Below are 13,601 nucleotides of genomic sequence, written 5' to 3'. Positions count from 1 at the left end.
AGTTTGATTTTATATTATTCAAGTTCAATTTATTGTTAAGGAGTAATTTTCTAAAGTACAAGTCACCCTCCTGTATGTAGAATTCAGCACATCGCTCTCTACCGATTTCAGAAATAAAAAAGAGTCTTCAAACTCGTTAAATCTCGAGCTAACGTTTACCTTTTGTATAGAAAAATCAGAAAACTATAAACATTCTAAACCTTATGTAAAGATTTTTCGATTTTCTTTACATATTAAACTACCTTTGTATAGATTATTTGATTTTCTTTACATATATGCAAAGCTGGACAATTGAAAAACTACCATTAGTAGAAGAATTAGAGACAATAAAAGTTTTGAAGGCGCTCCCATCTGCACATGCAGCTTTAGCTGAATTAAAGGGAATCGCCTCAACTATTCCAAACCAAATAATTTTAATTAATACATTAGGTTTACAAGAAGCAAAAGATAGTTCTGCAATCGAAAACATCATTACCACTCATGATGATTTATACAAATCAGAACTTAATTTAGATCCCTTTAATTCTTCTAAGGCAAAAGAGGTGCAAAACTATGTTTCTGCTTTAAAAAAAGGATTTGAATTGATTCAAAAAAATGGAATGTTAACTAATAAAACCATTATCAAAATTCAAGAAACTTTAGAAGAAAACAATGCTGGCTTTAGAAAATTGCCTGGGACATCGCTTAAAAATGCAATTACTGGAGATACCATTTATACACCTCCACAAGACTATCAAGACATTGTGCAATTAATGTCTAATCTGGAAAAGTTTATCAATGATAATGAGCTATATGATTGTGACCCCTTAATCAAAATGGCAATTATCCATTTTCAATTTGAAAGTATTCATCCATTTTATGATGGAAACGGACGAACAGGCAGGATAATCAACATCCTTTATCTCATTCTAAAAGATTTACAAAACCTTCCAATTTTATATTTGAGTAATTACATCATCAAACATAAGGCAGATTATTATCGCCTTTTACAAAAAGTAAGAATAGAGAATAATTGGGAAGAGTGGTTATTATTTATGATTAAAGGCGTTGAGGTTACTGCTAAAGAAACAATAGAACTTATTTTAAACATTAAGGAACTCATGCTAGAATTTAAGCATAAGTTAAGGGATAATTATAAGTTTTACAGCCAAGATTTATTAAATAATTTATTTGCCCATCCATACACAAAAATTGAATTTTTGGTGAATGATTTAGGTGTATCAAGATTAACCGCTGGAAATTATTTAAATAAATTAGCAGAAGACAGAATACTGAAAAAAAATAAGTTAGGAACAGGAAATTATTATATTAATGAAGAGCTATTTAAGCTATTAACCAATAGGTAATAATTACCAGTTGAACTTATATTTATAAAAAAACTTCAAAAACAAATTAAGGCTTTTAAGGTTATCAAAGCATAGCTCACATTAAACATGAACAAAACTCACCCTATTGATAAAAATGTTTTAGGCACTCCTTTGGTAATTACCGGAACTGACCCATTAACTGGATTTTATAGAGATGGATTTTGCTGTACTGGCCCGCAAGATACAGGCAAACATGTAATTGCTGCGGTTGTTACTGATGCTTTTTTGGAGTTCACTTTAGCTTTGGGGAATAATTTAATTAGTCCGTATCCTGCAAGTAATTTCCCTGGCTTAAAAGCAGGTGATAGATGGTGTTTGTGTGCTTTAAGATGGAAAGAAGCTTTTGACTTTGGTTTTGCGCCTCCTGTAATTTTAGAGGCTACTCATGAAAATGCTTTGCTCTATATCACTTTAGAAGATTTGAAAGCCAATGAGTTTAAAAGTTAAAATGCTTTTCTAACTATCCGTATAATACCGTGTAGGCTCTATAAGATTGTCCAGTTTTATAAATATCTTTATAATTTAACCACGATTAAGCGTATCACTTATGGTTTAAATTTAACACGTTAACAGATATAATTTCACTTATTTACTGATAATCAAATATTTTAAAATATAATTCTAACAAAATAACCTTAGTCTTTTCCAGTCTAAGGTTATTTAGCTTTTAAATTATTTTAACCCTCCAAAAGCGGCAAAACATAAATTTTTATGTAGAATTTCTGTACTGCTAAATCCAACTTTTTTCATTAGAGCTAGCTGAAAGTTTAAAGATCGTGGAGAGTCTTCTTTTTCTATGTACGCAAAAACATTTTCTCTGAAATCTTTGCCTCCAATGCCTTCTAAATAATCGCCGTATTTATCCCAAATCAATTTTGTAATAAGCTCCGAATCTTCAACAACTAAATCAGAAATCCATAAACTACCGCCATCATTTAATAAATTATAAAGCTTTTTAAAAGTTTCTTCCCAATCTTTTTCATCTCTTAAATGGTGTAAAACTGCACCGGCGAGTATAATGTCGAATTTTTTATCACCAAAATTAATGGCTCTTATATCACCTTGGCGAACTTCAATTTCCCCTTCCGTTTCAACTGAAACTCGCTCTTTTGCTCTTGTTAACATTGGCTCACTTAAATCAACCAAGGTGCAATTTAAGTTTGGAAGTTTGGTTAGCATTTTTAAAGTATAATTGCCTGCACCGCAACCAATATCTAAAACAGATTTAGCTTTAGGATTAATACTTTTTGCTGCCTCTGTAATCAATTCTAAAGATATTTCTGCATCTATAGTAGAAACCTGACCGGTATTTAAATTTGAGAAACGTTCAACATCGTTATCAAAACGTTCTTGTATTTCTTGTAGGGTTGATTTTTGCATTTATTTTAATTAGAATATTAATAAAAAATTATTAAGCTAGTGCTAAAATAAATATAATTCAAGGTTTTTGATATATTTAGTGCTTTAAATTATTCTATGAAAAACACAGTACTCATCATCATAATTTCCTTATTTTCTATCAATGCTTTAGCCCAAATTGATGCAAGCGGTGGCTTAGATGAAAAATTAAGTTTTGGCTTGAAATTAGGCGTTGGATCCTCAATTATCTCGTTTAACGACGCTAGATATGATCAGATAAGTTCTAATGGATTGGGACATTTCTCTGCATTTCTAAATAAGCCAATTACTAATAAGTTTGCTTTACAAGCGGGGCTTTCTTATACCGACAGAGGTTTTTCTGCCCTAGAGCAACCATCTGCAACAAATCCATTTGCTCAAACAATGTTAGATTTAAGATTATTTTATTTAGAAATTCCGATAAACGGAGTTTTTAAATTGCCTTTGGGAAAAGGGAAAGTTGTTTTAGGTGGAGGACCATATATAGGATATGCATTGGATGGAAGTGTAGAAAAGTTAACCACAGATTTTTCATCATCATCGTTTATTTATAAGGAGGAAGAGCGTAAGCTTGCTTATGGAAATAAAACAACCGATGATTTTAAGAAAACTGATGTAGGTTTTAATTTTTTAGCAGGCTACCAATTTAGAAAAGGCTGGCTTTTGAATATCAATTATGCCCAAGGAATTCAGAATATCCTTCCAAAAGAACTAATTACTAATGATGAAAAAGCAATAAATACTGCGCTGCATTTTTGTGTTGGATACGAGTTTTAGCAGGTAAGCAGTGATGTTTGCATTATGCTTTTAGGTTTTTAAGCCAGAATGGATTAGCAGTCAATTAATTTTAAAATTTCAATTTCAAAAAAAAACCGACGAGGTTGAGTCGCCGGTCTTTAGGGTTTAGGTTAATTGGTATTATTATTTTAAATATTCTTAGCCAACCAATCGCCAACTGCGTTGGTTCCGTAAGCTTTATTTTTTCCTGATAAATCTTCGGTTACAATTCCTTCTGCTAAAGATTTGTTTACTACTTCTCTAATCGCATCAGCTTCAGCTTGTAAACCAAAAGCATCTTCAAACATCATTGCTGCAGATAAAACTGTTGCCAGTGGGTTTGCAATATCTTTTCCTGTTGCTTGTGGGTATGAACCATGAATTGGCTCGTATAAAGAGGTATGTAAACCTTTAGAAGCTGATGGCATTAACCCCATAGATCCTGAAATTACAGAAGCCTCATCAGTTAAAATATCTCCAAATAAGTTTTCAGTAATTAATACATCGTAAGAATTTGGCCATTGTACCAAACGCATCGCAACTGCATCAACAAATTCGTAAGAAACAGTTACTTCTGGATAATCTTTTTCCATATCCTGCACCGTTTCTCTCCATAAACGAGAGGTTTCTAAAACGTTTGCTTTATCTACACAGCATAATTTTTTGCTACGTGTCATCGCAATTTCAAAACCCATTTTAGCTAAACGCTGAATTTCTGCTCTGGTATAAGTACAAGTATCAAATGCAGTATCGCCACCGTCTTTTCTACCTCTTTCACCGAAGTAAATTCCGCCAGTTAATTCACGTAAAATAATTAAATCGGTTCCTTCAATTCTTTCTCTTTTTAATGGAGAATTATCAATTAAAGATGGGAAGGTAAAAGTTGGACGAACGTTAGCAAATAAGCCTAATTTCTGACGCATTTTCAACAATCCTTGCTCTGGGCGAACGGTTGCTTTTGGATCGTTATCATATTTTGGATGACCAATAGCGCCAAACAAAACTGCATCAGCAGCTAAACAAACCTCGTGAGTTGAGTCTGGGTATGGCTCTCCACAATCATCAATTGCACAAGCACCTGTTAATGCAGATGTATAATTGATTTCGTGATTAAATTTAACAGCAATAGCATCTATCACTTTTACAGCCTGATTAACAACCTCAGGTCCAATTCCGTCTCCCGCTAAAAGGGCAATATTTAGTTTCATTTTTTATGTAGTTTGTTAGTTTTTAGTTTGTTGGTTTGTTAGACTTAGTTGGACGAACCAACTAACAACCTAACTATCTAACCAACTTTTTCGTGTTCTTGTGTCTTAATACTTGATTCTTGATTCTGCTGCGTCTCCATAATATTCAACATTTTCTCAGTAGCTAAAATAGCACAAACCGTTTGATCTGAATCTAATCCTCTTGTAGTAAATGTCTTTTTAGGGGTTTTCCAAGTAATGATGGTCTCACAAAGTGCATCTGAGCTACTTCCTGGAGCAATACGAACGCTATAATCAATTAAAGCAGGCAAAGTTTTACCTTGAGATTTATAAATCTTATTTAACGCTAGCATGAACGCATCAAACTGACCGTCGCCTTGTGCATGTTCTTCGTACAAAATACCTGAAAACCTAACTGCAATTGCTGCCGAAGGTTTTAAACCTTTAGAGTGCGAAAGCATATAAGATTCTACTTTTACCATTTCCAGATAAGCGTTACTAGCTAAAACATCAGAAATAATATAAGGTAAATCATCTTGTGTAACTGTCTCTTTTAAATCGCCCAATTCTATTACACGTTGTGTAACTTTCTTTAAATCGGCATCATTCAATTTTAAACCTAATTCTTGTAAATTTTTCTCAATATTTGCTTTGCCTGATGTTTTACCTAAAGCATAAGAACGTTTACGCCCAAAACGCTCAGGCAATAAATCGTTAAAATAAAGGTTCTTTTTGTTATCTCCATCAGCATGGATGCCAGCAGTTTGTGTAAAAACATTTTCACCAACAACTGGTTTATTAGCCGGAATTCTTACACCAGAAAAAGTTTCGACCAGTTTACTAACTTTGTAAATAGAAGATTCTTTTAAACCAATTTCCACCTCCGGTAAAAAGTCGTTAATAACAGCAATCACACTTGCTAAAGGAGCATTTCCAGCTCTTTCCCCCATTCCGTTTACAGTTAAATGCAAGCCATCAATATCAGCTTTAATGGCTTCTAAAACATTGGCTGTACCTAAATCATAATCATTATGTGCATGAAAATCAAAATGTGTATTTGGATATCTTACTTTTATAGCAGATACAAACTCAAAAGTTTCATGTGGAGTTAAAACACCCAAAGTATCAGGCAGTAAAACCCTTTCAATAGGTTGTTGTGTTAAAAAATCTAGGTATTGAAAAACATAATCTCTCGAACTACGCATTCCATTGCTCCAATCTTCTAAATAAACATTGGTTTTTAACCCATTGCTTAAAGCCAACTGGATAACCTCTGCAATTTCCGAAAAATGTGCTTCAGGTGTCTTTTTAAGTTGATGTGTAAGATGGTTTAAAGAGCCTTTAGTTAACAAATTTTGAACCTTTACACCAGCTTGCAACATCCAATCAATAGATACGCCGTTATCAACAAAAGTTAAAACCTCAATCTTATGTAAACAATTATTCTCTTTAGCCCATTTGGTTACTGCTTTAACAGCTTCCAGCTCTCCATCTGATACTCTGGCAGAGGCAATTTCTATCCTGTCCACCAATAATTCTTCTAATAATAACTGAGAAATTGTTAATTTCTCAGAAACCGAAAAAGATACCCCCGAGGTTTGTTCGCCATCCCTCAAGGTTGTGTCCATGATTTCTATTTTCCGTCTTTTCATCAACAAGATTTTTGAAAAATTTAATTAAAAAGGGAGTTGCTCTCCAAAGGCTTTTATTTCTGATTTTATGTTTTGTAGATAATCTATATCATCAAAACCGTTCATCATATTGTCTTTTTTGTAAGAACTAATGTCGAAACTTTCAGACTCGCCACTTGATAATAAAGTAATAGTTTGTGCTTCTAAATTAATTTCTAATTCTGTTTCTGGATTTGCGTGGATAGCTGCAAAAATTTTATCCAAAAACTCAGCACTCACTTGCACTGGCAAAACACCAATGTTTAAACAATTTCCTCTGAAAATATCAGCAAAGAAACTAGAAACAACTGCTCTGAAACCATAATCGTAAACTGCCCATGCAGCATGTTCACGAGAAGAACCTGAACCAAAGTTTTTGCCACCAACTAAAATTTTCCCTTTATAGGTTGGGTTGTTTAAAACGAAATCTGCTTTTGCAGAACCGTCTGTATTGTATCTCCAATCTCTAAATAAGTTATCACCAAAACCCACACGCTCTGTTGCTTTCAAGAAACGAGCTGGGATAATTTGATCTGTATCTACGTTCTCTATCGGAAGTGGAACTCCAGTAGATTTTAATATTGTGAATTTATCGTATGCCATTTTGTTTAGTTTGTTAGGTTTTAGTTTGTTGGTTTGTTAGGCTTTTGAAGCGAATACCAAACTGTAAATTAAAACCTAAATTTTATACCTTTATTATTTTATAGCTGCTGAGGTTATTAAAATTGCAAGGATCTCGAACTTTACAGGCCCGAACCACCTAACAACCCAATCAACTAACCAACTACTTCCTCCATCAACTCTCTCGGATCTGTTACTTTACCTGTTACCGCTGCTGCTGCTGCAACTAATGGACTAGCCAATAATGTACGTGACCCTGGACCTTGACGTCCTTCGAAATTTCTGTTTGAAGTACTTACTGCATATTTCCCTGCTGGAATTTTATCATCATTCATGGCTAAACAAGCAGAACAACCTGGCTGACGTAAAACAAAACCTGCTTCAGTAAAAATATCTAATAATCCTTCGTCTTTAATTGCAGCCTCCACAATGTGAGATCCTGGAACTAACCAAGCTGTTACGTTATCTGCTTTTTTGCGTCCTTTAACAATAGATGCAAAAGCTCTAAAATCTTCAATTCTACCGTTGGTGCAACTTCCAATAAATACATAATCAACTGGTTTACCAATCATTGCATCACCTTGTCCAAAGCCCATATATTTTAAAGACTTCTCGTAAGTAGCAACACCACCTTCAACAGCTTCAGCATTTGGAATATCTTGTGAAATACCAATTCCCATACCCGGGTTAGTACCATAAGTAATCATGGGCTCAATTTTGCTACCATCAAAAGTATATTCTTTATCAAAAATAGCATCAGCATCCGTTTTTAACGTTTTCCAATAAGCCATTGCTTTATCCCAAGCTTCGCCTTTTGGAGTAAACTCTCTGCCTTTTACATAGTCAAAAGTAGTATCATCCGGGGCAATCATACCACCTCTTGCACCCATTTCTATGGAAAGGTTACAAACCGTCATACGCCCTTCCATCGTCATTTCTTCAAAAACCTTACCGGCATATTCTACAAAATAACCTGTAGCACCAGAAGTAGTTAATTGCGAAATGATAAACAAAGCCACATCTTTTGGCGTAACTCCAAAACCTAAAGAACCTGTAATATTGATTCTCATTTTCTTGGGTTTAGGCTGCATAATACATTGTGAAGCCAAAACCATTTCTACCTCAGATGTGCCAATACCAAAAGCAATAGCACCAAAAGCACCATGAGTTGAGGTATGTGAATCGCCACAAACGATGGTTGCACCCGGTTGTGTAATTCCGTATTCAGGACCTACTACGTGTACAATTCCGTTTTTTTGGTGACCTAAACCCCAGTGAGAAATTCCGTATTCGTTACTGTTGCTTTCCAATGCTTTCAACTGATTTGCCGAAAGTGGATCTTCAACAGGCAAATGCTGGTTAATAGTTGGTGTGTTATGATCTGCCGTTGCGAAAGTACGCTCTGGATGCAAAACCTTAATTCCTCTGCTTTTTAAACCTAAAAACGCAACAGGACTTGTCACCTCATGTATCATGTGGCGATCTATAAAAACTACATCTGGTCCACCTTCAATCTGGCGAACTACGTGGCTATCCCACACTTTGTCAAATAATGTATTACTCATTTTATTTGTTTTTTCTCTTTTTATCTTTTGAAATCCAATTGCTGGAGTTCTTAATTTTTTATTTTCATTTGGGCGTTTTAACACGCTATCCGCTCATAATAATCAGGCCTTATTCACGAGGCCGGTATCCGCTGTTATCGTTAACGCAAGCTTTACTTCCCTCAAATCCTAACCAACGAACAAACCAACCACCTAACCAACTAGATGAACTTATTCACCGCATCTAAATAAGCGTTGGCCGATGCTTGCACAATATCAGTACTAAAGCCGTAACCGTTGTAATGCTTTCCATCGTATTTAATACGCATATTCACCTTACTAACGTCGTTACTTCCGCCGTGTATCGCATCGATATGGAAATCTTTTATCTCTACCTCTCTCTCAATAATAGAGTTAATCGCTTTAATAGTTGCATCTACTGGGCCGTTACCAGATGATGATGCTTCTTTCAATTCTCCTCTAATATCTAATTTCACAATTGAGGTTGGAATTAGTGGATCGCCGCACATTACTTGTAATAATTTAACGGTTACACCTGCTTTATAATTACGTTCAGAACCACCGCTGCTCATCAAAGCTAATAAATCATCATCTTTAATCTCTTTTTTGCTATCGGCAACAACTAAAAAACGCTCGTAAACATCGTCTATATTAATTTTCTCTAAAACATAGCCTAGTCTTTCTAAGTGATGTTTTAAAGCATGACGACCACTTCTGGCGGTCAAAATAATTTCAGATGAATCTATACCAACATCTTCTGGGTTAATGATCTCGTAGTTTTCGCGATGTTTCAACACCCCATCTTGGTGGATGCCAGAACTATGTGCAAATGCATTTTTACCCACAATTGCTTTGTTCGGTTGCACTGGCATACGCATCATACGGCTAACCATTCCGCTCAACTCATAAAAATGTTTTGAATTGATATTGGTGTATTTACCTAAAGCTTGGTGGGTTTTCAAAATCATCGCTACTTCTTCCAAAGCTGTATTTCCTGCTCTTTCGCCAATCCCATTGATAGTACATTCTGCTTGACGAGCTCCGTTTTGAATACCTGCAATGGTATTTGCCGTAGCTAAACCTAAATCGTTATGGCAATGCACAGAAATAATTGCTTGGTCAATATTTTTCACATGATCCATCAAATATTTAATTTTTGCACCATATTGATCTGGCAAACAGTAACCATTTGTATCTGGAATATTTACTACAGTTGCACCAGCAGCAATTACAGCTTCCACCATTTGTGCTAGGAAAGCATTATCTGCCCTACCGGCATCTTCTGCATAAAACTCAATATCTTCAACAAAACGTTTTGCATATTTTACAGCATCAACACCACGTTGCAAAATATCTTCACGTGTGCTGTTAAATTTGTATTTGATGTGCATATCTGAAGAACCAATTCCGGTATGGATACGTGGTCTTTTAGCATGTTTTAATGATTCTACTGCGCAATCAATATCTTTTGTATTTGCTCTGGTTAAAGCGCAAATAATAGGTTCGGTAACTGCTTTTGATAAAGCAACAACACTTTCAAAATCCCCAGGACTAGAAATAGGAAAACCCGCTTCAATTACATCAACGCCTAAAGCTTCTAAACGCAGTGCTATTTCTATCTTTTCAGAAGTTGTTAATTGGCAACCAGGCACTTGTTCTCCGTCTCTAAGTGTGGTATCAAAAATGTAAATGCGATTTGGATCGTGTAACATATTATTTATTTATTTTCCGCCCTAAGCGAGATTTATATTATTGTTCAACTAATGTTGAGTAATTGTCTATTTTAATATCTTTTGTAATCTCTTCGATGGTTTTTACTTCACCGTTTTCTAATACAATTCTCTTTGTTAAACAGCTTGGTAACTGTGCTTCAAAATGCCCAACATAAACTACCGTCATTCCGTTTGCACTTAGCGCATCAACCAAATGGTTAAATTCCGCGGTTTGTTGTTTGTCTAAACCTTGACAAGGTTCGTCTAAAATCAACAATTCCGGGTTTTTAATAATCGTACGAGCTAATAAAACCAAGCGTTGTTTACCCATTGATAAAGTGCTTAAAACTTCATTTTTGCTTTCGGTTAAACTGAAATATGCTATCAACTCATCAACTTGTTTGCCTTTTGAATAAGGCAGTTGTTGAAACAAGCCTACCGAATCGTACAAACCTGATGCAACACTTTCCCAAACTGTTGAGTTTGCATCAAAATACCAATGAAACTCTGGCGAAATTAAACCGATATGTTGTTTAATGTCCCAAATGCTCTCCCCACTCCCTCTTTTGTTGCCAAATAAGTAAAGTGTATTGGCATAAGATTGCGGATGGTCTCCGTTTATTAAGCTTAATAGTGTCGACTTTCCCGAACCATTATGGCCTTGCAATAGCCATTTTTCTCCTGCTTTAACTTCCCAGTTAATGTTTTTCAGCACTTTTTTATCCCCATAACTGATACTCACATCAATCATTTTGGCAATATTTTCTGAAGCATAAAGTGGTGCTTCCTTTAAAAAACTAGGAATGTTTCTGAACTGCTTTTCTGTTGAAATAGCAATACTTTCTTTTTCCTCAGTTTCTATCAATTTTCCATCTTTTATCGCTGCAAAGCAATTGATACAAGAAGGTAATTCTTCATCGTTGCTAATTAAAATTAGCGTTACACCTTTCTGTGCAACTTCATCTAACAAAACATTTAAGTTTTCACGAGATGCAGCATCTAAACCTGTATAAGGCTGATCGATGATTAATAACTGCGGTTTTAGCCATAAAGCTTTTACCAGTTGTAATTTCTTGTGTTCGCCACTTGATAATTCTATCAACTGCGAGTTTTTTAAAGCTGAAAAACCTAATGCGTTCACTAAATTTTCAACATCTGCAATGGCTAATTGATGCTCTTTAGCGTAATGTGCTAATTCTGCGCTTACTGTTAAAGTATCTTTAGCTTGTAAACTGGTGTAGCGTTGTTGGAAATAGAAATTAGCAACACCTTCTATATTTTTAAACTGATACCAGCTTTCAACATATAAAACCTGAGCAGGTAAATTGCTTGGGTTTTTAAAGTTGATTTTTACATTGCTAATAGCACTTTGCTTAGCACTAATGATTTTAGCTAACGCTGTTTTTCCACTTCCGCTAATTCCACCCAAAACCCAGTTTTCACCAAGATTAATAGTCCAATTTAGATTAGAAAAAACTGATTTTTTTTGGAATTGCAAAGACAAATTTGAAATATAAACAAAGACCTCACCCCAACCCTCTCCGAAGGAGAGGGAGTTATTATGGCTCTGCTTATTAGCCTCACCCCAACCCTCTCCAAAGGAGAGGGAGTTATTGTTGCTCTGCTCTTTCACTTAAATCTTTTGCTTTCCTAAATAATATTATTCTTTTCCTCTTCAACTTTCCACAATGCTCCCCTCTCCTTCGGAGAGGGGATTGAGGGTGAGGCTACGCCGTTTTAATAGTTTTCATTGCAGTCATTGCTTTACGCAACTTAACACCTACAGTTTCTACTTGGTGGTTACGTAAAATTTCGTTGATTCTTACCAATTCAACGTTATCTACTGAACCATCTTTACCATCGTTAAAGTTTTTACCCACTAAATCAGTATCCACTTTTTTCATAAAATCAGCTAATAATGGTTTACAAGCTTGGTCAAATAAGTAACAACCGTATTCTGCTGTATCAGAAATTACTCTGTTCATTTCGAATAATTTTTTACGAGCAATGGTGTTTGCAATTAATGGGGTTTCGTGTAAAGACTCGTAATAAGCAGATTCTGGTTTAATTCCAGCTTCAACCATAGTTTCAAAAGCCAACTCTACACCTGCTCTAACAAAAGCAACCATTAAAAGGTAATTATCAAAATATTCTTGCTCGCCAATTTTAACATCACCAGCTGGAGTTTTTTCGAAAGCAGTTTCGCCAGTTTCAGCCCTCCAAGCTAATAAGTTTTTATCTCCATTTGCCCAATCTTCCATCATGATGCGGCTAAATTCGCCAGCCATAATATCATCCTGGTGCTTTTGGAATAAAGGACGCATGATGTCTTTTAATTCTTCAGAAATTTTGAAGGCTTCAACTTTAGCAACATTGCTTAATCTGTCCATCATACCTGATACACCACCATGTTTTAAAGCTTCTGTAATTACTTCAACACCATATTGTACCAATTTAGAAGCATAACCTGCGTCAATTCCTTTTTCGACCATTTTATCGAAAGACAAAATAGAACCAGTTTGTAATAAACCACAAAGGATAGTTTGCTCGCCCATTAAATCAGATTTAACTTCTGCCACAAAAGATGATTTTAAAACACCTGCTCTATGACCACCAGTTCCCACACAATAAGCTTTTGCCTGCGCCAATCCCTTACCCTCTGGATCGTTTTCTGGGTGAACAGCAATTAAAGTTGGTACGCCAAAACCTCTAACATACTCAGCTCTAACTTCAGAACCTGGGCATTTAGGCGCAACCATAATTACAGTTAAGTCTTTACGGATTTGCATTCCTTCTTCTACAATATTGAAACCGTGAGAATACAATAAAGTAGCTCCTTGTTTCATTAAAGGCATAATTGCGGTAACTACAGCTGTATGTTGTTTATCTGGAGTTAAGTTAACTACAACATCAGCAGTTGGGATTAATTCTTCGTAAGAACCTACTGTGAAATTATTTTCAGTAGCATTTTTCCACGAATCTCTTTTACCTTCTATAGCTTCCTTACGTAAAGTGTAGCTTACATCTAAACCACTATCTCTTAAATTTAAACCTTGGTTTAAACCTTGTGCACCGCAACCTACAACTACAATTTTCTTTCCTTTAAGAGCTTCAACTCCGTCAGTAAATTCTGAATTGTCCATAAAATCGCATACCCCTAGTTGGTTCAATTGTTCTCTAAGAGGTAATGTGTTAAAATAATTTGCCATTGTTTTTATTTGTTTAGTTTTTAAAGAGTCTGCTGTTGATAGTCCTAAGACCGCTGTTTAAACGAGAAACTCTG

The 13,601-nt window shown here is 35.2% G+C and carries 11 protein-coding genes; 3 read left to right on the top strand and 8 right to left on the bottom strand.

The window, feature by feature from the left end; all coding sequences use genetic code 11:
• The first annotated feature begins 275 nt into the window (after positions 1-275).
• Positions 276-1,346: a Fic family protein gene (locus ACFSSE_RS17235; protein ID WP_379044144.1), complete on the top strand. Its 1,071-nt coding sequence runs from the start codon at positions 276-278 to the stop codon at positions 1,344-1,346.
• An 87-nt stretch (positions 1,347-1,433) separates the two neighbouring features.
• Complete coding sequence (locus ACFSSE_RS17230) at positions 1,434-1,814, top strand: DUF2237 family protein (RefSeq protein WP_379044141.1); 381 nt, start codon at positions 1,434-1,436, stop codon at positions 1,812-1,814.
• A gap of 225 nt (positions 1,815-2,039) precedes the next feature.
• Here the strand turns inward: ACFSSE_RS17230 and ACFSSE_RS17225 are convergent, their stop codons facing one another.
• Entirely contained in the window at positions 2,040-2,747 is a 708-nt protein-coding gene (locus ACFSSE_RS17225) for a class I SAM-dependent methyltransferase (protein WP_379044138.1), read from the bottom strand.
• Positions 2,748-2,843: 96 nt separating this feature from the next.
• Between ACFSSE_RS17225 and ACFSSE_RS17220 the strand changes: the two genes are divergently transcribed.
• Positions 2,844-3,542: a porin family protein gene (locus ACFSSE_RS17220; protein WP_379044135.1), complete on the top strand. Its 699-nt coding sequence runs from the start codon at positions 2,844-2,846 to the stop codon at positions 3,540-3,542.
• Positions 3,543-3,691: 149 nt separating this feature from the next.
• Here the strand turns inward: ACFSSE_RS17220 and leuB are convergent, their stop codons facing one another.
• The 7 genes from leuB to ilvC all read right to left on the bottom strand — a co-directional run bounded on the left by leuB (position 3,692) and on the right by ilvC (position 13,527).
• On the bottom strand, positions 3,692-4,750 hold the full coding sequence (gene leuB, locus ACFSSE_RS17215) for a 3-isopropylmalate dehydrogenase (RefSeq protein ID WP_379044132.1): 1,059 nt from the start codon (positions 4,748-4,750) through the stop codon (positions 3,692-3,694).
• 77 nt (positions 4,751-4,827) lie between these two features.
• Positions 4,828-6,402 carry an alpha-isopropylmalate synthase regulatory domain-containing protein gene (locus tag ACFSSE_RS17210; RefSeq protein WP_379044129.1) on the bottom strand — a complete coding sequence of 525 codons (1,575 nt, stop codon included), beginning with the start codon at positions 6,400-6,402 and terminating at the stop codon, positions 4,828-4,830.
• A 24-nt stretch (positions 6,403-6,426) separates the two neighbouring features.
• Positions 6,427-7,023 (bottom strand): 3-isopropylmalate dehydratase small subunit, encoded by a 597-nt coding sequence (gene leuD / locus ACFSSE_RS17205; protein ID WP_379044126.1) that lies wholly within the window; start codon positions 7,021-7,023, stop codon positions 6,427-6,429.
• Between the two features lie 173 nt (positions 7,024-7,196).
• Positions 7,197-8,606 (bottom strand): 3-isopropylmalate dehydratase large subunit, encoded by a 1,410-nt coding sequence (gene leuC / locus ACFSSE_RS17200; RefSeq protein WP_379044123.1) that lies wholly within the window; start codon positions 8,604-8,606, stop codon positions 7,197-7,199.
• A gap of 200 nt (positions 8,607-8,806) precedes the next feature.
• The gene (locus tag ACFSSE_RS17195; protein WP_379044120.1) at positions 8,807-10,318 is read right to left on the bottom strand and encodes a 2-isopropylmalate synthase; all 1,512 of its coding nucleotides are present in this window, start codon (positions 10,316-10,318) and stop codon (positions 8,807-8,809) included.
• A gap of 37 nt (positions 10,319-10,355) precedes the next feature.
• Positions 10,356-11,951 (bottom strand): ATP-binding cassette domain-containing protein, encoded by a 1,596-nt coding sequence (locus ACFSSE_RS17190; protein WP_379044118.1) that lies wholly within the window; start codon positions 11,949-11,951, stop codon positions 10,356-10,358.
• A 94-nt stretch (positions 11,952-12,045) separates the two neighbouring features.
• A complete protein-coding gene (gene ilvC / locus ACFSSE_RS17185) occupies positions 12,046-13,527 on the bottom strand; it encodes a ketol-acid reductoisomerase (RefSeq protein ID WP_379044116.1) in 1,482 nt (493 codons plus the stop codon).
• Between the last annotated feature and the right edge of the window lie 74 nt (positions 13,528-13,601).

Source organism: Pedobacter alpinus (genome assembly GCF_042684645.1).
Taxonomy (GTDB): domain Bacteria; phylum Bacteroidota; class Bacteroidia; order Sphingobacteriales; family Sphingobacteriaceae; genus Pseudopedobacter; species Pseudopedobacter alpinus.
Note: the sequence above shows the minus strand (reverse complement) of the source record. Positions and strands in the feature narration are given on the sequence as shown.